This is a genomic window from Mycobacterium sp. ACS4331, from assembly GCF_001667265.1.
Lineage (GTDB): Bacteria > Actinomycetota > Actinomycetes > Mycobacteriales > Mycobacteriaceae > Mycobacterium.
Genome location: NZ_LZHW01000073.1, coordinates 108,397 through 130,396, shown reverse-complemented (window position 1 = coordinate 130,396; position 22,000 = coordinate 108,397). Strand labels below are relative to the sequence as shown.

The 22,000-nt window shown below is 66.6% G+C and carries 18 protein-coding genes; 6 read left to right on the top strand and 12 right to left on the bottom strand.

Features of this window, described 5'->3' with window-relative positions; all coding sequences use genetic code 11:
• Positions 1-164: 164 nt before the first annotated feature.
• On the bottom strand, positions 165-383 hold the full coding sequence (locus A5727_RS17415; protein ID WP_068252094.1) for an MbtH family protein: 219 nt from the start codon (positions 381-383) through the stop codon (positions 165-167).
• A gap of 875 nt (positions 384-1,258) precedes the next feature.
• Between A5727_RS17415 and A5727_RS17410 the strand changes: the two genes are divergently transcribed.
• Positions 1,259-4,276 carry a PQQ-dependent sugar dehydrogenase gene (locus tag A5727_RS17410; RefSeq protein ID WP_157521431.1) on the top strand — a complete coding sequence of 1,006 codons (3,018 nt, stop codon included), beginning with the start codon at positions 1,259-1,261 and terminating at the stop codon, positions 4,274-4,276.
• A gap of 57 nt (positions 4,277-4,333) precedes the next feature.
• Here the strand turns inward: A5727_RS17410 and A5727_RS17405 are convergent, their stop codons facing one another.
• From A5727_RS17405 to A5727_RS17385, 5 genes are all read right to left on the bottom strand, one after another.
• Positions 4,334-4,744, bottom strand: coding sequence for a heme-binding protein (locus A5727_RS17405; RefSeq protein WP_068252088.1), 411 nt, complete (start codon positions 4,742-4,744; stop codon positions 4,334-4,336).
• A gap of 190 nt (positions 4,745-4,934) precedes the next feature.
• Entirely contained in the window at positions 4,935-7,010 is a 2,076-nt protein-coding gene (locus tag A5727_RS17400; RefSeq protein WP_068252083.1) for a RecQ family ATP-dependent DNA helicase, read from the bottom strand.
• 180 nt (positions 7,011-7,190) lie between these two features.
• Positions 7,191-8,246, bottom strand: coding sequence for a 4-hydroxy-2-oxovalerate aldolase (gene dmpG / locus A5727_RS17395; protein ID WP_068252080.1), 1,056 nt, complete (start codon positions 8,244-8,246; stop codon positions 7,191-7,193).
• Positions 8,243-9,169, bottom strand: a complete 927-nt coding sequence (locus A5727_RS17390; protein WP_068252077.1) for an acetaldehyde dehydrogenase (acetylating) — start codon at positions 9,167-9,169, stop codon at positions 8,243-8,245. Before A5727_RS17390 ends, dmpG begins: the two co-directional genes overlap by 4 nt.
• Positions 9,170-9,179: 10 nt before the next feature.
• Positions 9,180-9,965: a 2-keto-4-pentenoate hydratase gene (locus A5727_RS17385; RefSeq protein WP_068252072.1), complete on the bottom strand. Its 786-nt coding sequence runs from the start codon at positions 9,963-9,965 to the stop codon at positions 9,180-9,182.
• Positions 9,966-10,039: 74 nt separating this feature from the next.
• Between A5727_RS17385 and kstD the strand changes: the two genes are divergently transcribed.
• From kstD to A5727_RS17365, 4 genes are all read left to right on the top strand, one after another.
• On the top strand, positions 10,040-11,722 hold the full coding sequence (kstD, locus tag A5727_RS17380) for a 3-oxosteroid 1-dehydrogenase (protein ID WP_068252267.1): 1,683 nt from the start codon (positions 10,040-10,042) through the stop codon (positions 11,720-11,722).
• A gap of 1 nt (position 11,723) precedes the next feature.
• Positions 11,724-12,584: an enoyl-CoA hydratase ChsH3 gene (gene chsH3 / locus A5727_RS17375; protein ID WP_068252070.1), complete on the top strand. Its 861-nt coding sequence runs from the start codon at positions 11,724-11,726 to the stop codon at positions 12,582-12,584.
• A gap of 119 nt (positions 12,585-12,703) precedes the next feature.
• Complete coding sequence (locus A5727_RS17370; RefSeq protein ID WP_157521430.1) at positions 12,704-13,462, top strand: hypothetical protein; 759 nt, start codon at positions 12,704-12,706, stop codon at positions 13,460-13,462.
• Positions 13,463-13,536: 74 nt separating this feature from the next.
• The gene (locus A5727_RS17365; protein ID WP_231992125.1) at positions 13,537-14,610 is read left to right on the top strand and encodes a GNAT family N-acetyltransferase; all 1,074 of its coding nucleotides are present in this window, start codon (positions 13,537-13,539) and stop codon (positions 14,608-14,610) included.
• 15 nt (positions 14,611-14,625) lie between these two features.
• On the opposite strand, the gene A5727_RS17360 is transcribed toward A5727_RS17365, so the two are convergent.
• From A5727_RS17360 to A5727_RS17340, 5 genes are read right to left on the bottom strand one after another with little or no spacing between them, the layout of a single operon-like run.
• A complete protein-coding gene (locus A5727_RS17360; protein ID WP_068252058.1) occupies positions 14,626-15,963 on the bottom strand; it encodes a lipopolysaccharide biosynthesis protein in 1,338 nt (445 codons plus the stop codon).
• 29 nt (positions 15,964-15,992) lie between these two features.
• A complete protein-coding gene (locus A5727_RS17355) occupies positions 15,993-16,763 on the bottom strand; it encodes a polysaccharide deacetylase family protein (RefSeq protein WP_068252055.1) in 771 nt (256 codons plus the stop codon).
• A 13-nt stretch (positions 16,764-16,776) separates the two neighbouring features.
• The gene (locus A5727_RS17350; protein WP_068252052.1) at positions 16,777-17,670 is read right to left on the bottom strand and encodes a glycosyltransferase family 2 protein; all 894 of its coding nucleotides are present in this window, start codon (positions 17,668-17,670) and stop codon (positions 16,777-16,779) included.
• The gene (locus A5727_RS17345; protein ID WP_068252049.1) at positions 17,667-18,590 is read right to left on the bottom strand and encodes a glycosyltransferase family 2 protein; all 924 of its coding nucleotides are present in this window, start codon (positions 18,588-18,590) and stop codon (positions 17,667-17,669) included. Before A5727_RS17345 ends, A5727_RS17350 begins: the two co-directional genes overlap by 4 nt.
• Entirely contained in the window at positions 18,590-19,921 is a 1,332-nt protein-coding gene (locus A5727_RS17340) for a hypothetical protein (RefSeq protein ID WP_157521429.1), read from the bottom strand. Before A5727_RS17340 ends, A5727_RS17345 begins: the two co-directional genes overlap by 1 nt.
• Positions 19,922-20,175: 254 nt before the next feature.
• Between A5727_RS17340 and A5727_RS17335 the strand changes: the two genes are divergently transcribed.
• Entirely contained in the window at positions 20,176-21,270 is a 1,095-nt protein-coding gene (locus A5727_RS17335; RefSeq protein ID WP_197507690.1) for a cellulase family glycosylhydrolase, read from the top strand.
• Here A5727_RS17335 and A5727_RS17330 read toward each other — a convergent pair.
• Positions 21,211-21,999: an LbetaH domain-containing protein gene (locus A5727_RS17330; RefSeq protein ID WP_157521428.1), complete on the bottom strand. Its 789-nt coding sequence runs from the start codon at positions 21,997-21,999 to the stop codon at positions 21,211-21,213. The genes A5727_RS17335 and A5727_RS17330 overlap by 60 nt on opposite strands.
• Between the last annotated feature and the right edge of the window lies 1 nt (position 22,000).

Genomic DNA, 22,000 nt, shown 5'->3' with positions numbered 1-22,000 from the left:
CGAGACCCCCACCGAGAAGTTCAGATGTCCATGCCGCCATGGACCTGTCGGAAACAGCTCCCCCACCGGGCACTGTCCTGATGGCTACGCGCAGGTACCAACCCGAGTGCCGGCCTGATTGGGATCAGTCCCCATCGACGCCGTCCCACTGGTCGCGCGCTGCGTCAACAGATGTCGCTGAGCCGCTCTCGGAGGCTTTTGGGCCGAATGTCCGGCCAATGCTGCTCGATGTAATCCAGGCACGCAGCCCGGTCCGCCTCGCCGAACACCGTCCGCCAACCGGCGGGCACGTCAGCAAAGGTCGGCCAGAGGCTGTGCTGTTCCTCGTCATTGATCAAGACGACGAACGTGCCACTGTCATCGTCGAACGGATTCACGCTCACGGACCCTCCCCAACGGAGTAGACCCGCGACGTCGTCTCTGACTCCAGCAAGCAGAGACCGTTCCCCCAGCCTCGCTGCTGCGCCGTCTGCCTGTTGGCCCCACCCACTGTGACGCGCCTACTCCTGTGCGGAGCTTAACCACATCCCGCGCACACGGGCACCGGAATTGACAATTCAGCAATACTTCGCGGATTTCATCCAGACCTTCGAGTTTCCTGTCAGTCCTGCGCTCGGCCGCCGCAAAGCCACTGCGCAGCCGCCCCGGGAACGGGCTGAATTAGCTGCTCAACGGCGGTACGAGCGCCCAGACGAGGCGGTTGCCGGCGGACGTAGACCGCCCGACACCCGCGGGCCCATCCAACGCGGTGCGGCAGCTTTAGCTACCAACCTCCGCTGCGTCGCCCAGTTCCGCAGGGGTTGCCGCCGAGGCGGACCGATGCCGCCGCCTCTCGGCGGCGCGGGTGAGCGGCGGAGATGGACGTCGCTGCGTACGGCACGCCGACACCGGCGGGCAGAGGAGCGCTGACGGCGCGACCCTGCCCGATCCCGACCCTTGGGCTGCGTTCGGCAGGCCGACACTCGAGGGGTCGGGACGCGGACGGATTTGATCGCACCAACCGAAGGGTTGTCCATAACCACAATCACCTCGGCCAGAGTTCAGTGCGGCCGCTCACCGGCGTCTCCTGCTGCGATCCCGAAGGGTCATTACTCAAGCTAACGACATGCCGTTTGCCAAGTCTGCAGCTACTCGATGAATTTGTTTGCAGAGGCAACTACCTTAGCATCGCGACCTCGCAGTTAGCGGGCATGAGCTGCCCAGATGCCCTACTTTGCGCATGCGGCAATTTCCTCTAGAGCAAACGGCAGGACCAGACATGACGTCGGCATCACCTCGGCAGCAGCACCCCGAACACCCCGAGCGCGAGATCCCACCCCGCCCGCCGATGCCGCCCCAGGACGACTCCGCCTATGCCAGGTTCATCGGCAGGGTCGGCGGACTGGCGGTCGCCCTCGGCGTCGGTGTGGCGGTCGGGGTCAACCCCGGCGCCGCATGGGCCGACGACAGCGCCCCAGGATCGGCGTCCGGTTCCAGCACCGGCTCGACCGGCGTCGGATCCAGTGATTCATCGGCGGGCGAGGCATCACGCCCCCGGACACCACGGCTTCGGCCTGATTCGATCTCGTCGCCGCCGCCCTGGATCAAGACGCCACTTCAGCGCGCGATCGAGAACACCGAAGTCGAGGCCGCATCCCCCGGGTCCGCCGACACCGAGGCCAGCGCCCCGGCGCAGACAGGTGTCGGAACCAGGACCGCACCCAAGAGAGCGGAACTGAAGGCCGCGCTGCGAGAGCGCCTCGACGCCGTCCGCGCCAGGGTTCTGGCTCCCGCGCAGCCGGTCGGCGGCGCTCCCACCGGATCGGTTCCGGTCGTCGGTGACGACACCGCTGCCGAGGAGACCCCGGTGATCGTTCCGGAAACGACCGTGCCCGCCGGATCGACGTCGGACCCGGCTCCCGAGGCCCGCCGCACCTTTGCCGAACGCTTCCAGGCCGCAGCCGCCGCTGCCCGCGAGCGCTTCACCAGCCAGTTGGCCCCAGAGGCGCATCAGGCCGTCGAGAACGAACTGGATGCCGGCGCCATCGCCCCCGCCCTGGCGACACTGACCACGTCACCGTCGCTGCCGCCGTCCCTCAACGACGCCATCGCACACATCAACGCCCAGGCCAAGGCGTTCCAGGAGGCCGCGGCCAAGGCCTTCGAGGATCTCAAGGTCTGTGTCTGCAAGCTGGTTCTGAAGGCCGTCGACCTGATCTCCGGGGCCACGGGCAACACCGGTGAAGGTGCGGGCAACGGCGAACTGCCACCCGTCGACCAGAACCCCGTGCTGGCGGCCGTGGCCGCATGGGTGCGCCGCGAGTTCGACCGAATTCTGGCCATCCCGCAGGTCGCTCGGTTCGTGCAGGAGGTGACCGACCGCGTCACGATCGCGCTGCAGGACGTCATCCTGTGCGCCAACCCATCCGAGAACTCCCCGCTTCCGGAGGATCTGGAGCGCATCGTGATCGCCGCCGGCCTCGACCAGCCGACGGACTTCCGGTTCCTGCCCGACGGCCGGATCATCATCACCGAGAAGGCCGGTGCGGTGAAGATCGTCGACCCGAACAATCCCGGCTCGGTGGTCCTCGTCGGCACCGTGCCCACATCGCCCAGCCGCGAACTCAACGCGATCGAACTGGACCCGGACTACGCCAACAACGGCTACGTCTACGTCGCGTACACCACCCCGGCTTTGGAGGACAAGCTCACTCGGTACACGATCGTTGACGACGCATTCGTCACCTCCGGTGAGAACGCCCCCTTCGATCTGGTCGTCATTCCGGGTTCCGGTGCCATGCACCACGGCAACGCAGTGCTGTTCGGTCCGGACGGCAAGCTGTACTGGGCCATCGGCGACAACAGTGAGAACACCAACGCGCAGGACATGTCCAAGCTGTACGGCAAGATCCTGCGGATCAATCCCGACGGCACCATCCCCGACGACAACCCATTCGTCGACCTCGCCGGCGCCCGCCCGGAGATCTACGCCCTGGGCTTCCGCAACCCGTTCCGCATGGTGTTCACTCCGACCGGACAGCTGCTGGTCGCCGACGTGGGCGACTTCGCCTGGGAGGAACTGAATCTGGTCGAGGCGGGCGGCAACTACGGCTGGCCCGGCGCCGAGGGGGTCAGCGACTGCGACAGCTGCAACTACATCGACCCGATCTGGACCTACCCGCACACCCCGGAACCGGCCCGCGCCGGATCGATCACCGCGGTCATGGTGTACACGGGCTCTGAGCTCGGGGACGAGTACACCAACAAGGTGTTCGTGGCGGACTACACGCTGCACTGGGTCAAGGTGCTGACCTTCGATTCGACCTACCACAACCTGCTCAGTGTGGAGACCTTCGACTCCGAGGCCGGTACGGCGATTCAGCTCCTTCAGGGACCGGGCGACGACGAGAGCCTGTACCAGCTGAACATCTACCCCGGTGAGCTGTACAAGATCACTCCGTCCGGTGGCAACCGGGCTCCGACCGCGGTGCTCACGGCCACACCCAACTACGGTCAGACGCCGCTGGATGTCCAGTTCTCATCGGGCGGGTCGAAGGATCCTGAGGGCAAGCCGCTGACCTACAGCTGGGACTTCGGAGACGGCAACACCTCCACGGAGGCCGACCCGCTGTACACGTACAACGCCGCGGGCAAGTACACCGTCACGCTGACGGTCAGCGATGGCGAAAAGTCCCACACGGCAACGCAGGTCGTCTATGCAGGCAACACCCCGCCGGAGGTCGCCATCACGACGTCCGTCGGCGACGGCAAGTACAACGCGGGCCAGACGGTCACCTTCGGCGCCACGGCGACCGACGCAGAAGACGGCACTCTGCCCGACAGCGCCTACAAGTGGACCGTGATCTTCCATCACGCCGACCACGTCCACCCCTATCAGGACAACATCGTCGGCCCCAACGGCTCGGTGTATCTGTCGACCAGCAATCACAATGTCGACACCACCTATTACGAGATCAAACTGACCGTCACCGACAGCGACGGCCTGTCGACCACCACGAGCACGTTCATCTACCCGAATCTGGTGGAGTTGACGTTCAACAGCAACAACCCCGACGCGGTCTACACCATCGACGGCGTGCCACATAAGGGCACCTACACCGAGACCGCGGTCGTCGGGGTGGTGCGCGAGATCGACATCCCTTCCCCGCAGACGGTGAACGGGCAAGTGGTGTACGGCAACTGGTCCAACGGTGGTGGAACGAAACAGACGATCTCGACCCCGGGCGAGGACACGGGCTACAACGCGGTGTTCACCACGACCCCGTCGGTTCTCTAGGGATCGGCGCACGTGTGCCCCACCCGCGGCTGCGGGTGGGGCACACTGCGTTCAGCCTCAGATCGACTCAAGAGCCTCCATGGCCTGCGACGGCATCACCGTGATGCCGCACTGCGCGTTCAGGTCACGGACCGGCTGCTGAAGGTTTCGCAGCTCGTCGGCCACCGGCCGGTTCGCGGCGAAGTACGCCTCGTAGGCGTCCTCGGCCTGATCGGCCGGCCGCTTGGCGATGTCCGACAACGCCCTGTCCGTCTCGGGATGCTGGGCCAGGTAGTTGCCCACCGACTGCGACACCGAACTCACGGTGGCGGCCACCGCGCTGGCGTTGCAGTTGGGCTCTGAAGTGATGGTGTCCGGGGCCGCACCAGCCGCGGGCAGCGCGATGGTGGCGCTGGCGGCTGCTCCGAGCAGGCCACCGGCGAAGATGCCGGCCAGGCCGCGGTACACAGTCGTCTTGCTTGCTCGCATGGGATGCTCCTTGTCGTTTCGTGGCCCGCGTGGTGCAGGCCACCCCCAACCCGACGAATCGCCTACCCGAACGCCCGGCGACGCCAAACACTTCGCAGGTCAGCGCGGTGCTGGGCTGCGGCCCTCGACTCTGCGCATGTGCCGCGGATCCGGCGCGGGATCGGTCCAGCTGCGCAAACGCGTGACGGTCTCAGCTGGTGGCGGCCAGCACCAGCGGCAGCACCTCCGGCACCCCGGCCTCGCGCAGGTGGCGGGCCGCCAAGGTGAGCGTCCATCCCGTGTCCGTCATGTCGTCGATCAGCAGGACCGGCCCGTGAACATCAAGGTCAGGGCGTTCCCATGAGCCGTTCAGCGCCGCGACGCGATACGCCGAGTTCGCCGCCGTGACCGGACGCCGATCGGGCCGGTAGCGCAGTGTGCCGAGATCGGTCAGCCGGCCCACCTGAGCCAGACGCTGCGCGGTCGAGGCGATGAGCAGCGGGTGGGTCTGCGAATCCAGCGCGATGACCGCGACGGGGCGCGCGGTCCACTTCCACGCCTTGAGGACCTCGATCGCGGCCCCCACGATGTCGTCCGGCACCTCACGGTCGGGTTCGGCCAGCAGCTTGCGCAGCCTCGCACCCCAGCCGAGGTCGGTGAGCCTGCCGATGGCCCGGCCGGCCGCGGCGCCGTCGGAGATCCGCCCCGACCACGGGAGTCCCAGTGCCCCGAGCCCCGTCGGCCACTGCTTGCGTGGCGCCACCTCGACACCGGGACGGCGCAGTCGTTCCACCGTGGCGGCCAGGGTCACCTCATCGACCGCACCCGGGTAGTGCGTTCCCGTGCAGTTGTCGCAGCGTCCGCACCGATCGCCGGGCGCCAGCTCGGGGTCGTCGAGTTGGCCGCGCAGAAACGCCATTCGGCATCCGTCGGTGTTCTGATAGTCGAGCATGGCCTGCTGCTCACGGCGACGGGCCGCATCGAGTGCCCGGTACCGCTGCTCGTCATACGCCCAGGGTTCACCCGTGGCGATCCAGCCGCCCTTCACCCGGCGCACCGCACCGTCGACGTCGAGCACCTTGAGCACCATCTCGAGCCGCGAGCGGTTCAGGTCCACCTGGCTCTCCAACGCCGGCGTGGACTGCGGACGTTCGGCATCCAGGGCATGAAGTACATTGCGCACCAGCGGCTCTGACGGAAACGCCACGGAAGCGAAGTAGCGCCACACGTCCTGGTCCTCGGTGCCGGGAAGCAGGATCACCTCGGCACTGTCAGTGGCACGACCGGCACGGCCCACCTGCTGGTAGTACGCGATCGGCGACGACGGGGCGCCGAGATGCACCACGAAACCGAGGTCCGGCTTGTCGAACCCCATACCGAGTGCCGACGTCGCGACCAGCGCCTTGACCCGGTTGTCGAGAAGGTCGGACTCCAACTGCTCGCGTTCGGTGGTGTCGGTGGATCCGGTGTAGGCCGCGACCTTGTGCCCCTGTTCGACGAGCAGGGCCGCGACATCGTTCGCCTGCGCCACGGTGAGCGTGTAGATGATGCCCGAACCGGGAAGCGAATCCAGTTGGGCGGCAATCCAGGCTGACCGTTGTGCTGGATTTCCCGCCCTGACCACCGACAACCGCAGCGATTCGCGGTCCAGGCCGCCGCGCAGCACCAGGGTGTCGCGCCCGCCGACGCCCAGTTGGGCCGCCACATCGTTGACGACACGATCGTTGGCGGTCGCCGTGGTGGCGAGAACCGGTATGTCCGAGCCCAATTCGGCGATCAACGTCCGGATGCGCCGATAGTCGGGCCGGAAGTCATGCCCCCAGTCCGACACACAGTGCGCCTCGTCCACCACCACGAGACCGGCGTCGGACGCCAGAGCGGGCAGGACATTGTCGCGGAAGTCGGGGTTGTTCAACCTTTCCGGGCTGACCAGCAGGACATCGAGTCCGCCGGCGGCGACCTGCTGATGGATCGCATCCCACTCGGTGACATTGCCCGAGTTGATGGTGGCCGCCCGCACGCCGGCGCGCTCGGCAGCCGACACCTGGTTGCGCATGAGCGCCAGCAGTGGCGACACGATCACCGTGGGTCCCAGACCGGCACCGCGCAGCAGTTTGGCCGCGATGAAGTACACCGCCGATTTACCCCACCCCGTGCGCTGCACCACCAGGGCCTGGCGCCGGTGGACCACGAGCGCCTCGATGGCAGTCCACTGGTCATCGCGCAGGGTGGCCGCAGGCCCCGCGAGCTGTTCGAGTAACGACTGCGCCTGTTCGCGGGTGGCCATGAGTACATCCTGCCGGGTGGCCCCGACGGGCGCGCCGCGGCACCGCCGGCGAGCATCGAGCGAGGGCGACGCCGCTCTCCCCATCGCCCAGCGCGCAACCACGTACGCGTTTCGGGTGCGAAACCGTTACGCCAGTGCGCCCTGGGCGAGCTCAGGGTAGTGACGCCCACACGCGCCGCCTCAGTGCGCGGCGCTCTCCTCCTGCTCGCGCTTGATCTCCAGGGCGATGTCGATCAACTGATCCTCCTGGCCACCGATGAGCTTGCGCTGGCCGACCCGGAGCAACAGTTCGTGGGCAGGTACTCCGTAACGTTCGCCTTGGCGCACCGCGTGCTTGAGGAAGCTGGAGTACACCCCCGCGTAACCCATCACCAGCGCGTTGCGGTCGAGCAGGCACTCGGCGGGCATCGCCGGGGCGACAACCTCTTCGGCCGCATCGGCGATGTCGAAGAAGTCGATGCCGGTCTTGACGCCGATCTTGTCGAACACTCCGACCAGCGCCTCGACCGGTGCGTTGCCCGCACCCGCGCCGAACCGACGGCACGAGCCGTCGATCTGCTTGGCACCCGCGCGGACGGCCTCGACCGAGTTGGCCACGCCGAGACCGAGGTTCTCATGGCCGTGAAAACCGACCTGCGCGTCGTCACCGAGTTCGGCGACCAGAGCCGACACCCGGTCGGCGACACCTTCGAGCACCAGCGCGCCCGCGGAGTCCACGACATAGACACACTGGCATCCGGCGTCGGCCATGATCCGGGCCTGCGCGGCGAGCTTCTCCGGGGAGATGGTGTGGCTCATCATCAGGAACCCCACCGTCTCGAGACCGAGTTCCCGCGCCAGTCCGAAGTGCTGAATCGACACGTCGGCCTCGGTGCAGTGCGTCGCGATGCGGCAGATCGACCCGCCGTTGTTCTGGGCCTCCTTGATGTCCTCCTTGGTGCCCACTCCAGGCAGCATCAGGAAGGCGATCTTGGCCTCCTTGGCGGTCTCGGCCGCCAGCTTGATCAACTCCTGCTCCGGGGTCTTGGAGAACCCGTAGTTGAAGCTCGACCCGCCCAGACCGTCACCGTGGGTGACCTCGATGACCGGCACGCCCGCGGTGTCGAGAGCGGCCACGATGGCACCGACCTCGTCCTTGGTGAACTGGTGCCGCTTGTGGTGCGACCCGTCCCGCAGCGAGGTGTCCGTCATCCGGACGTCCCACATCGAATTGAAGAAGATTCCGTCGGTGCTCATGCCTGCGCCCCTTCCGACACCGAGGCCGCGCCGAGGCGGTCTCTGGCGATTTCCTCGCCCACCTTGGTGGCCGCGGCGGTCATGATGTCCAGATTTCCAGCGTACGGCGGCAGATAGTCACCGGCACCCTCCACTTCGATGAAGGTGGTGACCACATGGTTGCCACCGTTGACCACCGACGGTTCGTCGAACTGCGGTTCGTTGAGCAGTCGGTATCCCGGCACGTAGGTCTGCACCTCGGCCACCACGTCCTTGATGGACTGGGTGATCGCGGCGTGGTCGGCGTCCTCCGGGATGGCACAGAAGATCGTGTCCCGCATGATCATCGGCGGATCCGCGGGGTTGAGGATGATGATCGCCTTGCCCTTGGCCGCACCACCGATGTTCTGCACGCCGGCGCTGGTGGTCTTGGTGAACTCATCGATGTTGGCGCGGGTTCCGGGGCCCGCCGACGCCGACGACACCGACGCGACGATCTCGGCGTACGGGACGTCGACGACACGGCTGACGGCGTAGACGATCGGGATCGTCGCCTGCCCACCGCAGGTCACCATGTTGACGTTCGGGGCATCCAGATGTGCCCGCAGGTTCGCAGGCGGGATCACGCCCGGACCCACCGCCGCCGGGGTCAGGTCGATGGCCCGGATGCCCGCCTCGGCGTAGCGGGGTGCGGCATCCCGGTGGACGTAGGCACTGGTGGCCTCGAACACCAGATCCGGGAGCTCACTCTGTGCCAGGAGCCAGTCCACCCCCTCGTGGCTGGTCTCCAGGCCCAGCTTGCGAGCCCGCGCCAACCCTTCAGACTCCGGGTCGATGCCGATCATCCAGCGCGGTTCGAGCCACTCCGAACGCAGCAGTTTGTACAGCAGATCGGTACTGATGTTGCCGGATCCGACGATCGCGACAGATGCCTTTGCAGCCATAGACGGCCCCTTACTCGAAACTCAGTCGGACAGAACCCAAACCAGTGAAGTCGGCGACGAAGTTGTCGCCCGGACGTGCATCGATCGCACGAGTGCAGGACCCCGGAAGAACCACGTCGCCTGCTTTGAGACGGACCCCGAAGCTGTCCACCTTGCGGGCCAGCCAGGCCACCGCGGTGACCGGATTGCCGAGCACCGCGTCGCTGCGGCCTTCGGCCACCACCTCGCCGTTACAGGTCAGCACGGCGTCGATCGCGGTGATGTCGATGTCCTTGGGCGAGACCCGCTCAGCGCCCAGCACCCACCCCGCAGAGGATGCGTTGTCGGCGATGGTGTCGCACAGTTTGATCTGCCAGTTCTTGATGCGGGTGTCGATCAGTTCGATGGACGGAACGAACGCCGCGGTCGCGGCCAGCACGTCGTCCTCAGTGCAGCCCTCGCCCGGCAGATCGTCGGCCAGGATGAAGCCGACCTCGACCTCGACCCGCGGATACAGGAATCTTCCGGCCTCCACGGGGACGTCCTGGTAGACCTCCATCTCGTCCAGCAGATGCCCGTAGTCGGGTTCGTCGACGTTCATCATCTTCTGCATCGCCTCACTGGACAGGCCCACCTTGTGCCCGACCACCTTGGCGCCCGCGGCGACCTTCTGACGGATGTTGATCAGTTGGATCTCGTAGGCGTCGACGACGTCGATGTCCGGGTTGCCCGCGGTCAGCGGGTCGATCGCGACCTTGGAGCGCTCCGCCTCGGCGAGCGCTGCGGCCAACTCGGCACGCGTCTGAGCATCGAGCATCTTCTGTGAATTCCCCTCACATCTTTGACCGGGCCAGTTGTCCCCGGCCCGGGCAATTCTATAACGTGTTCTACATGACTGTTCAGGAGTATGACGTCGTCGTGGTGGGCAGCGGCGGGGCCGGCATGGTCGCCGCGCTCACCGCCGCCCACCAGGGCCTCTCAACGGTAGTCGTTGAGAAGGCCGCGCACTACGGAGGTTCCACTGCGCGGTCAGGTGGTGGCGTTTGGATCCCGAACAACCCGGTGCTGAAGCGCGATGGGGTGAAGGACACCGCCGAGGATGCACGCAGATATCTGCACGCCATCATCGGCGACGTGGTGCCGGCCGAGAAGATCGACACGTACCTCGAACGCGGTCCCGAGATGCTGGACTTCGTCCTCAAGCACTCTCCGCTGAAGCTGTGCTGGGTACCCGGCTACTCCGACTACTACCCGGAGACCCCGGGCGGTAAGGCCACCGGGCGGTCGGTGGAACCCAAACCGTTCAACGCCAAGAAGCTCGGCCCCGACCTGGCCGGCCTGGAACCGCCGTACGGCAAGGTTCCGATGAACATGGTCGTGCTCCAGCAGGACTACGTCCGGCTCAACCAACTCAAGCGCCACCCGCGTGGTGTGCTGCGCAGCCTGCGGGTGGGTGTGCGCTCGGTGTGGGCCAACGCCACCGGCAAGAACCTCGTCGGGATGGGCCGCGCTTTGATCGCACCCCTGCGGATCGGCCTTCGGGACGCCGGCGTTCCGGTCCGGCTGAACACCGCCCTGACCGACCTCTACGTCGAGGACGGCGTGGTGCGCGGCATCTATGTTCGCGACACCGCGGCGCCTGAATCCGGCGAACCGGAGTTGATCCGGGCCCGGCGCGGGGTGATTCTCGCCAGCGGCGGTTTCGAGCACAACGAGCAGATGCGGGTCAAGTACCAGCGCGCACCCATCACCACCGAGTGGACCGTGGGTGCGGCGGCCAACACCGGCGACGGGATCCTGGCCGCCGAGAAGTTGGGTGCCGCACTGGAGCTCATGGAGGACGCCTGGTGGGGGCCCACCGTCCCGCTGGTCGACGCGCCGTGGTTCGCGCTCTCGGAGCGCAACTCGCCCGGGTCGATCATCGTCAACATGTCTGGCAAGCGCTTCATGAATGAGTCGATGCCCTACGTCGAGGCCTGCCACCACATGTACGGCGGGCAGTACGGCCAGGGGCCCGGGCCCGGTGAGAACATCCCGGCCTGGCTGGTCTTCGACCAGCAGTACCGCGACCGGTACATCTTCGCCGGACTGCAGCCAGGGCAACGGATCCCGAAGAAGTGGCTGGAGTCCGGAGTGATCGTCACGGCCCCGACCCTCGACGAACTCGCCGTCAAGACGGGCCTGCCCGCCGACGAGTTCAAGGCGACCGTCGAACGTTTCAACGGCTTCGCACGCTCCGGTGTCGACGAGGACTTCCACCGCGGTGAGAGCGCCTACGACCGGTACTACGGCGACCCGACCAACAAGCCCAATCCCAACCTCGGCGAGATCAGCCACGGCCCGTTCTACGCGGCCAAGATGGTGCCGGGCGACCTCGGCACCAAGGGCGGGGTTCGCACCGACGTGCACGGCCGCGCCCTGCGCGACGACAACTCGGTCATCGAAGGCCTGTACGCGGCGGGTAACGTCAGCTCGCCGGTCATGGGGCACACCTACCCGGGCCCCGGTGGAACGATCGGACCCGCGATGACCTTTGGTTACCTCGCGGCATTGAACATCGCCGGAAAGGCCTGACATGCCCATCAATCTCGACGAAGCCATCGGCGCGGAACTCGACCCGGTCGAGTTCTCGTGGACCAGCAGCGACATCCAGCTGTACCACCTGGGGCTGGGCGCGGGCGCGGACCCGCTGGACCCGCGGGAACTGCGCTATCTGGTGGACAACACCCCGCAGGTGCTGCCCACCTTCGGCAATGTCGCGCAGAGTTTCCACATGACCGAACCTCCCGCGGTCAAATTCCCGGGCATCGACATCGAGCTGAGCCGGGTGCTGCACGCCAGCGAGGGCATCTCGTCGCCTGGGCCCATCCCACCCTCGGGCACCGCGACTGCGGTCACGAAGTTCACCGAGATCTGGGACAAGGGCAAGGCCGCGGTGATCTGGTCGGAGACCACGGCCACCGCTCCCGATGGAACGCTGTTGTGGACCCAGAAGCGCTCGATCTTCGCCCGTGGCGAGGGCGGATTCGGCGGCGATCGCGGCCCCTCCACGTCAGACGCGCTGCCTGATCGCGCACCCGACCTGGAACTCGACATCGCCACGCTGCCGCAGCAGGCGCTGCTCTACCGTCTGTGCGGCGATCGCAACCCGCTGCACTCGGATCCCGAGTTCGCCTCGGCTGCAGGCTTTCCCAAGCCCATCCTGCACGGTCTGTGCACCTACGGGATGACCTGCAAGGCACTGGTGGATGCGATCCTCGACGGCGATGCGGCCGAGGTGGCGTCGTACGGCGCACGGATGGCCGGTGTCGTGTTCCCCGGCGAGACCCTGCGGGTCAACGCCTGGAAGCAGGACGGCGCCTACGTCGGGACCGTGACCGCACCCAGCCGGGACAACGCCGTCGTGCTCGCGGGCGTGGAGTTCACACCGCGGTAGCGGCATCGCGCGGGCGACAACCCGGAGATTGCCTCCCAAGCGCCACGGAGTTGGCGATAATCCTCATCAGGGGAGGCCGCCCACCGGCGGCCTGAGGGGCCGCTTCCGGGAGGGCGCGCGTGACGTCGAGAGTTCTGCGCCACGTCGCGTGCGCAACGCTGTTGTGCTGCCTGCTGACAGCCTGCTGCCAGCCCCCGGCACCGCTGGCCGAGCCCGCCGACCTTTACGAGGACTACACCTCAAAACCGAACGGTGCTCATCCTCCGACGTTCGACTCCGGCCAGCGCGCGATTCTCACCTACACCCCGGATGAGACCGCCACGCCCACCATTCTCGACGGCAGCTCGGTCATCGGCTACCGCGGCGCACACAGAGCAGCCGGCTATGCGACCGGGTATCTCGGTGCCACCGCGGCGTTCATCGAGGCGGACTGGAACTTCGGGCCGGCGGGATCGACCGACGGCGGTCAACTCGCGTTGTGCATGTTCGCCAGCCCCCCGCCTGACGGATTTCTCGGTGACACCCCGGTGCCCGACAGCCCGGCTCATGTCGTCTTCCTGGCCGACCGATTCGAATACGGTGTGTGGGAGCACGAGAAGCTCACCGTCGTCGCGGATGTCGCCTACGGCCGAACACTTGCAACCGAACCTCAACACGTGGCGGTCTTCGTTCGAAAGGACCTCGGCCAGGCGTGGGTGCTGGCTCCGACCGGAACCATCCACGGTCCCTACACCCACCCGGCCATCAGCAGCACGAGCGCGCCGTATGTGACCGCCGAACAGTTCTACGGCAACGCCGCAACCGACAGTCGGGTCCAGATCCAGCGTTGGCACGCGACCTCCACCCCGCCCCAGGTCCCGACCTCCGCAGCGGGCTGATTTGAGATCCACGGCAACCCAGGAAACAGCGCAACACCCGCACCCCGGTTCGAGTTTCGACGTACATTGGCCCTGTGGCTTGGTCGGTGATCGACTTCGACGCGCTTGGGGGGGATCAGTTGGCCGCGTGGCGGCACGTCCGCCAGTCCAATCCGGCGCAGGACAGCCCGTACTTCCATCCCGCCTTCGCCGGCGCCGTGCACGCGACGTTCGGCGATGTCCGCGTCGCGACGGACAACCACAGCGTGTGGCTGCCGATCCAGGTCAACCGGCGCGTCGCGCGGCCGGCGGGCTGGCCCGGGGCCGACTTCCACGGACCTGTGACGGCACCCGGCGTCTCGATCGACCCGATGGACATGCTGCGCAGCACGGGGCTCAGCGCCCTGCGGTTCGATCATCTGTCGGCCGACCGCACCGAGTTCGCACCGTGGATCGATGGGCAGGAGGAGTCTCCCTTCATCGACGTCACCGGTGGGCTCGACGGTTACCTCGGACGGTTGGACAAGTCGAGCCGGGACAAGCTGTCACGGGTCCGCCGAATGACCAACAAGGCCACCCGCCTGCTCGGCGAGGTGCGGCTGGTGCATGACGTAGTGGATCCGGCACTGCTGGACTGGGTGATCTCCACCAAACGCGCGCAGTACAACGCCACCGGCGCATACGACTTCTTCGCGCACCCCGCTCGTCGGCAACTGGTCCATCGGTTGGCCACGACCAACGTCGACGGTTTCGCAGGCTCACTGTCTGCGGTGTACGCGGGGGACGCCCTGCTGGCGGCCCACTTCGGTCTGCGCGACGGCGCGGTGCTGCACTGGTGGTTCCCCGTCTTCGATCGGGACCAGTCCGAGCTCGCTCCGGGTTGGATCCTGCTGCGCGAATTGATCGCCGCCGCGCCGACGATGGGAATATCGCGCATCGATCTCGGGCCGGGCGAAGAAGAGTACAAACGTCGGGCCATGACGGGGTCCGTCATGGTGTGCCAGGGCGAGGTGACCCGCAACCCGCTACGGCGGGGAGTTCGCACGGCCCGGTTGGCCGCCCGCCGCACTGCCGTTGCGAGACTTCGGAATTCGCCGCTGAAGCCCACGCTCTCGGCGATCCGGGCCGCCGGATACCGCACGCTGTCGGCGCGCGAGTCCAAACGCTGACACCGGCCGCGGCCGTCACACTGTTCGCCGCCTCAACAGCCGCGGAATCCAGACGAAGTCCGGGATGATCTGGGCGACGACCATGGCCACCACCGCGGCGGCGATGACTCCGGTCCCGCCCCAGCGGGCCCCCCACCACGTCCCGAGGATGACAGTGATCAGCCCCATCACCGTGATGCACATCGACTGCCACCGCGCTTCCCGCGGCAACGTCAACATCACACCCCCGGGGAAATGTACACATTCGGCCACCAGCAGCACCGCGAAGGCGGCCGCCAGGGCGCGGGTCGCGACGACGTGACCGTCCGAGAGCAGCGATGTGACCCATGGCGCGAACACCACAATGCAGATTCCGGCCAGCACCGACAGTGACCCGATGACAGCGACCGCCCTCAGCCACAACGAGATGGAGGCTTCGACATTGGACCGGCGCTTGACGAACACCGGCCACAAGGCCATTCCGCCCGCGTCGAACACCATCCACACCACGGCGAAGATCTGAGCCGTGAGCGCATACCGGGACAGTTCCTCGGGAGTGGACACATGCGAGAGAATCAGCCGGTGTGATTGGAGCCCCAGCGGAAGACCGATACTCAACACGAACATCCACAGGGACCCGTGCAGGAGATTGGTTTTCGCGAAGTCCGCGGCCGGGCGAGAGAATGCCAACCATTTCAATCCACTCCGCCGCAGTGCCACCACCGTCGCGACACAGCTGCCCGCGAGCGCGCCGAATGGTCCCGACACCGCAAACCACACACCGTCGACTGCCATGCCCTGAAGGGCCACGGTGATGGTCAGCGCGAACACCGCGTTCGCCATGCTCAGCAGCACCGCGAGCGGGTTCATGTTCAACCCGATCAGGATCCGCACCCCGATGCCGGCTGGAACACCAAGGGCTATCAGGCAGGTCGCCACTGTGATGGCCCAACGATCGCTCGGTCCGGTCGTGGTGCCGATCAGGACATGCCAGGTGTCCGTCAGCATGACCGTCAAGCTGAGCAGAATCAGAACAGTGGCAACCAGAATCAGCCTCCGCAGGCCCCGCTGCACCGTGGCGACGGCTTCGCGGTCGGCGGCCAGCCGGCCGGGCCGCGAACACGCACTGGTCACCACCGCGCCGATCCCGAGGTCGGCGAACGGAATGAGCAGGGTCAGCGTCGTTATCAGGGACACGACGCCGAATACGGCCTCCCCGGTGTGGCGGACGATCAGCGCGGTGTTCACCAGACCGACCACCGCAATGACCGGGGTACCCGCCACTCGCAGCGCAGTTCCGAGCACCAAGGCTCGGCGCTCTGCGGGCAGGAGCGTCTCGGCGTACCCGGGCGTCCGGGCGGGGCTGACTGTCACCGCGTGAGCTCCGAATTTCGCCTCGGCGGTCAGCGCGGCCAGGCCCGCACCGCGAGCGCCTTGGCCGAACCGATCGTCAGCGGGTAGTGGGCCACGCGGTGGACGGTCCCCGAAGACATCAGCCTGGACACTGTGGCGCTCGAGAGTGCCCGTCGCGCAAGGCCGGCGACGATCATGTGCACCGTGTCCGCGCGCTCGAAGTCACTTTCCGGGTCGTCAGCGAGGGTGTCGTGCAGCAGCACAATGCTGCCGGCGCCAGCCCGGGCAATGACGTCGGAGGCCACCTCCTGTTCGTCGGGCACACGCCAGTCGAAGCTGTCCACGTCCCACATCACGGTCTCCAGGCCCGCATCGCACGCCCCCAGGAACGTGCTGAGGGTCTGAGCGCCGAACGGCGGACGAAAGCACGTGACCGGCACGCCTGAGATCTCCGCAAGCTCCGAGGCAGCCCCACCGAGCAGCTGGCGCGTCGAGCGTCGGGACCCACCGGTGAGCCTTCGGTGGTCGATGCCGTGCAGGCACACCTCATGGCCTTCGGCCGCCACCCGCCGCACGAGTTCGGGATGCCGACGCGCGTTGTGAAGCAGCATGAAAAAACTTGCATGACAGTCATTCCCGGCAAGGATGTCAAGTATCCGAGGAGTCCATCTCGGATCGGGACCGTCATCGAACGTCAACGCGACCACCGGTTCGTCGGTGCCCACGCGCCCGACGGGTCCCCAGCGGGGCCCAACGAGTGTGTCGACGGTCCGGTGCGCCACTCGACGGATCCGGCCCTGGTGGGCGGCGTGCTCGTTCATCGCGATACTCCAATCATGTCGACGGGTCTCGGGGGCGGACATCGCGACGGTCTGCGATCACTGACCGCGGCACCTCGGCCGGGCGGCGATCCCATTCGAATGTTCGCTGCACCTTCATCAGCGCCAGCGCCCGTCGGAGCGCCAGCTTGGCTCTCACCACGTACTCCCAGAAGCGCAGGTAAAGCATCGATGTGCGCCGGCTTCTGAACGGATAGCAGTCCGCTCGATCCCATATCCGCCGCATGTCACGGAAGCATTCGCGGGCCGAGCGGACAGACCCCTCCCCGGTGATGTCGAAGTTGGCCACCACGCGCTCGATCGTGACCGGCACCATCAACAGCGCCGCGCGGAGCATGAACAGTTGATCCGCCGCGATCGCGAAGTCGAGATCATACGGGCCGAGTCGACTCACCAGCGCCGCCCCGAAGAACGCGGCCTGGTGGGGAATCGCCCCGCGCAGGGTGAGGAACTTCCGCATGTTGAACGGGATGGGCCCCTGAAACCCGGCACACTCCCCGTTCGGCGCGATCCTGCGCTCGATTCCATATCCCCACAGCTGATTCACCCGGCCGTGCTCAGCCAGGGTCTGCACGGTTTCCGCGATCACCTCGGAGTCCGCGAAGCAGTCCGCGGAATGGAGAAACCACAGCAGATCTCCTTTGGCGTGGGCCATTCCCTGGTTCATGGCGTCATATCGTCCGCGGTCCGGCGCCGACTGGAAGTAGGCGAACCCCGACGAGTGACGGGCCAGATAGTCGACGACGTCGGGCCCGGATCCACCGTCGATCACGATGTGCTCGATGCGTCCCTCATAGCGCTGGGCGCGCACGCTCTGGACGGTCCGTTGCAAACCCGCCAGGTCGTTGAAGGTGATCGTTATCACCGACACGGTCGGAAGCGAGTTCACTGGTCTTCACCCACGCCGCGTGAGAACCGGCGTCGCAACCGCCGAAGCGCGACCCGGGGCAGGGCCGCGCAGGCGTAGATCCACGCCCACACCCCGGGTCGGCCCCACCGGACTCCCGCGGTCACGGATCGGAGCACACCCCTGACCGATCCGGCGTCAAGCGCCGAACTGACGGGGCTGTACAGCAGATAGTCGCCTCGCAGCCGTCGGGACTCGCTTTCGAGTTCCTCCAGGCCCCAGTCGATGTACTCCTGACTCCGATCCCTCTCCGAGTGCGACTCCGATCCAGCCGTCACGTTGACCTCCACCAGACAGTCGGGGATCTGGAGAATGACCAGGTCCGGAATTGACCTCCGCACCTCCATCAGCCACTTCGGATCGTCGTGAATCGACCCTGCGGACAACGACATTGGGACAGCATCTGAAACCGATTTGGGGAACATCAGGGTCGGCACGGCCAACGAGGGACGCGCACGTCGCATCGAGCGCAGCTCCATCAGATAGGGGGCCACCGATTCGGACGGCTCGATCAGCCTCGCTGGAATCGTCAGCGGTTTCCGCCCCTCGGACCGGCGCTGGTAACGACAGGACAGGATCCAGCTTCCATCTCGCGGCGCCGCGCTGAGCTGCTTCTCAAGCTTGTCCTCATACCAGCGGTCGTCATCATCGAGCAGCGCGATGAGATCGCCTCTCGCCGAATCGATACCGAGCTGCCTGGCCCGCCCCGGTCCCACCCGGCCCGGGGTCCGCACCACTCTGACCCTGTCGTCATCCGGGAAGTCCGGGTCGCACTCAGCGTCGACGACGACGATGACCTCCATCGGCGGCACCGTCTGTTTCAGGGCTGAGTCGACCGCCGCCCGCAGGCTCGCCCGGCCCACCGTCGGAATGACGACACTGATGGCTGGCTCGCATTCCATCACGGACTCCTTTCAACCAGCGTTGAGCGCCCCGGCAGGTGCCGCGCCGCGAACATGACACCGAGCACCGCAAACGCTGTGAGACAGCCGTACGACCACGGGGAGAACAACAGGTCCCACACCGCCTGAATCGAGACGACAGTCACCAGAGCGGCCCAGCGGCCGTATCGCGGCGCGTTCCAGACCATCGTCAGAGCCGCGACCAGAAGGCCGAGCGGGAGCAGGGCCCCGAAGACGCCTCCCTCAGCCCAGGCGGCGAACAGAATCGAGTGCAGAGACACATCGCCGTTGGCGTAGTACCAACCGCTCTCCAGCGGAGTGGTCGGATCGAAGCCGATCGCGATCGCCAACCTGCGCGCATGGTCGAAAACCTCCGCGCTGATGTTGTTCGCGCTCGCCCAACCGAACCAAGGGCGCTCCATGATCGCCGAGATGGACAGGGGTGATTCAGTGCGCCCGGCGAGAATCAGGGGCACTCCCTCCGACAGCTGGCTCTCCGTCTTCCGCTGGATCGCCCCGCCGAAGATCCCACTGGCGGCCAGTCGCGGTAGGAACATGTAGACCATGGCACCCGCCGCCAGGACGGACGTGACCTGGAGCCACCGCGGAATCCGGCCGGCCGCGGCCCATCCCACGAGGACGATGCTCCCGGCCAGAAAACAGTTCGTCGCCAGCGAGCGATAGTCCTGGCCGAGGCTGAACACAGCGATCGCCATGAGCACAACGGCCTGCAGCGGCAGCGGGGTCTTCACGATGACGGCGACGAAGAGCACGACCGCCACAACCCACTGCCCAAGACCGTATTTCCACATCTCGGCCGTGGATTGGTAGGCCGTCGCGGGGGCACCCCCCGACAACACTCCATAGATCATCGCCCCGACGGCGACACCGCAGTAGATCGCACAGCAGCGGAGAAGATCTCTGCCGGCCAGAATGAGGACGCCGATGTAGTACAACGCGAATGCCGCCCACTGCTGCACCCGTTGATCGACCATGCTCAGATCGTTCATCTGCGCAGACACGCAGAACGCGGCGAACCCGACCAGAGCGAGGGCCACCGGGAGCCACTCGCCCAACGTCGGGCGGGTCAGCAGCCAGGCGGGCGCCACGAGAAGGCAGACGACGGCGAACAGTGTCAGGGTGAAACCCTGGAGCTGCACCGCTGACAGCAGGCCCAGCGCGATCAGCACGGCGACGGTCAATGCCTGCCGCACCGTCGACCGCCTGCTCTCGAAGGTCGACGGGGTGGCCAGCAGATCAGCCTGCGAAGCTGGTTCGAGGACTCGCCGACCGGGTCCCGGCGCCACGTTGAGAGCAGTCCACACCGTCATCTGCACCCCACCCTGTCCGCCCTGGCCGCAACGACCGGATCGTCTCCTCCCGCCGCACGGCAACACGTCCGGGATCGGACACCGGCGGCGCTAGAATGGCCACCACGCCGCAGGATGAGGGTTCCCCGGGGATGTTCTCGCCGGAGACCGGTCCCCGCGTCGCCGATCTGCAGGGGAGGCGGATCTTGACACACCTGACACGGCTGGAACCGCCGGTTGGAACACACCGAAGAGTCGCAGCGATCGTCACGGTGGTGCTGTTGCTTGTGCTGACCGGCTGCCACAATGGCGCACCGGCCCGCTCCCCCGCTCCGGGAGGCGACACGACCACTCCACCGCCGGCGCCGCCATATGCGCTGCAGCCCGACACAATTGGGCTCAACGCGGTGACGCTGATCCTCCCCGCCACGCGGATCCAGCAGTACGACGCCATCAAGGCGGAGGGATTTCCCGCGGTCCGCCTGTACATCGAATGGGATCTGATCGAGCACCATCCCGGTCAATTCGATTGGGAAAACACTGATTCCATGATCAACGAAGCGAATCGCCGGGGGCTGAAGATTCTGGGCCTGCTGACCTACGCGCCGTCGTGGTCGGTTCCCCCGCAGAATCGAACGCTGGTCCATCCGGCGCCCTCCGACGTCGAGGCGTGGGCCCGCTTCGTCGCGCAGGTGGCGCAGCGGTACCGGGGGGTGATTCGGCACTGGGAGGTCTGGAACGAACCGAACATCGATGACAGCTTCGCGCCGGGACCCGATCCGGCGCTGTACACGGCGATGCTCAAGGAGGCGTACACGGCGATCAAGTCGGCCGATCCCGATTCGACCGTGATCACGGGTGGTACGTCCCCGGCCGTCGACAATCCGACCGAGATGTCGCCGGTCACGTTCCTCAGAGCCCTGTACGACCACGGCGCCGGCGACTACTTCGACGCCGTCGCAATGCACCCGTACAGTTCGCCCGAGCTGCTGAGCATCCTGGGCCCAGCCGAGACGTCGAACTCGAACCGCGCGATCAGGGACGTCACAGCCCTGATGAGGAGCCGCGGTCAACGCGACAAGCTGATCTGGTTCACGGAGTTCGGAGCATCCACAGCGACCCCGGGGGCCACGGCTCCGGACCTGTCCGGCCAACAGGTCGGCGTCAGCCCAGCACACCAGGCCGAGATACTGACCGACGGCATCAACTACGTTCGGTCCCTGCCCAATGGCGGCCCGATCTTCCTGTTCGACCATCGCGACATCGAAACAGGCAGCCGCAACGTGGAATTCAACTATGGTCTGCTCCGATCAGATTTCACAGCCAAGCCTTCGCTGGCTGCGGTCCAGTCGCTCCTGCGCGCCCGGTGACCCTGCACGGGTGGCGGAATCCCGACCGCCATCACTCAAGGCACCGTCCCGAGGAAGGTCGATCCTCAATGCGGTTGTCGCGCTCTGCCGCCTCTCGAACCAGGTGTCGCCGTCGGTGAGGTTGGACCTGATGAACTGCGCGGGCGACCCGCCGTAGACACCCGGGGCGGGGTCGAGTTTCAGGCTCCTGGCCAGCATCGAATGCGCGATCAGCAGGGACCGCGGCGGCAGGATCGCACCCTTGAGCACCACGCTGTTGGTCAGGACCACGCTGCGCTCACCGACCGCAACCCGCCCGGCGGATTGGACATTGCGCATGATGTCGATCTCGTGGGTCAGGATTGTCGTGCGCTGACCGGCGACTGCGGCCATATCGCCGATCTCGACCACCCCCGAGCAGTCGATGTTGTGCCGACTGGTGACGATCGCGCCCTCGCCCATGACCATGCTCCCGACGGCCGGATGCAACGCCTGATACGCCGGATGCGCGGAGATCATGTTCAGCGACCCAATGGTGGCGCCCTGGCCCATCTTCAGGAGTCGCAGAGACCGAAATGTGTTCAGAGCGGCGATGGTTGCATCGGGACCGATGTCCGCATGACCGATGTTCAGTGCCAGGACGGGACCGATGCGGGCAGAGGCCGACACTCGGTGACCGAACAGTCCGAGCAGCCGGTTCTTCAGCCGTCCAGCGGGGAACAGCCAGACCAGCGTCTCCATCCTTGACATG

What these genes read in the sequence shown, in the direction of transcription:
- A5727_RS17410 (WP_157521431.1), top strand. Translation starts at nt 1,259, where the DNA reads ATGACGTCGGCATCACCTCGGCAGCAGCACCCCGAACACCCCGAGCGC.
- A5727_RS17405 (WP_068252088.1), bottom strand. Translation starts at nt 4,744, where the DNA reads ATGCGAGCAAGCAAGACGACTGTGTACCGCGGCCTGGCCGGCATCTTC.
- A5727_RS17400 (WP_068252083.1), bottom strand. Translation starts at nt 7,010, where the DNA reads ATGGCCACCCGCGAACAGGCGCAGTCGTTACTCGAACAGCTCGCGGGG.
- dmpG (WP_068252080.1), bottom strand. Translation starts at nt 8,246, where the DNA reads ATGAGCACCGACGGAATCTTCTTCAATTCGATGTGGGACGTCCGGATG.
- A5727_RS17390 (WP_068252077.1), bottom strand. Translation starts at nt 9,169, where the DNA reads ATGGCTGCAAAGGCATCTGTCGCGATCGTCGGATCCGGCAACATCAGT.
- A5727_RS17385 (WP_068252072.1), bottom strand. Translation starts at nt 9,965, where the DNA reads ATGCTCGATGCTCAGACGCGTGCCGAGTTGGCCGCAGCGCTCGCCGAG.
- kstD (WP_068252267.1), top strand. Translation starts at nt 10,040, where the DNA reads ATGACTGTTCAGGAGTATGACGTCGTCGTGGTGGGCAGCGGCGGGGCC.
- chsH3 (WP_068252070.1), top strand. Translation starts at nt 11,724, where the DNA reads ATGCCCATCAATCTCGACGAAGCCATCGGCGCGGAACTCGACCCGGTC.
- A5727_RS17355 (WP_068252055.1), bottom strand. Translation starts at nt 16,763, where the DNA reads ATGAACGAGCACGCCGCCCACCAGGGCCGGATCCGTCGAGTGGCGCAC.
- A5727_RS17345 (WP_068252049.1), bottom strand. Translation starts at nt 18,590, where the DNA reads ATGGAATGCGAGCCAGCCATCAGTGTCGTCATTCCGACGGTGGGCCGG.
- A5727_RS17340 (WP_157521429.1), bottom strand. Translation starts at nt 19,921, where the DNA reads ATGACGGTGTGGACTGCTCTCAACGTGGCGCCGGGACCCGGTCGGCGA.
- A5727_RS17330 (WP_157521428.1), bottom strand. Translation starts at nt 21,999, where the DNA reads ATGTCAAGGATGGAGACGCTGGTCTGGCTGTTCCCCGCTGGACGGCTG.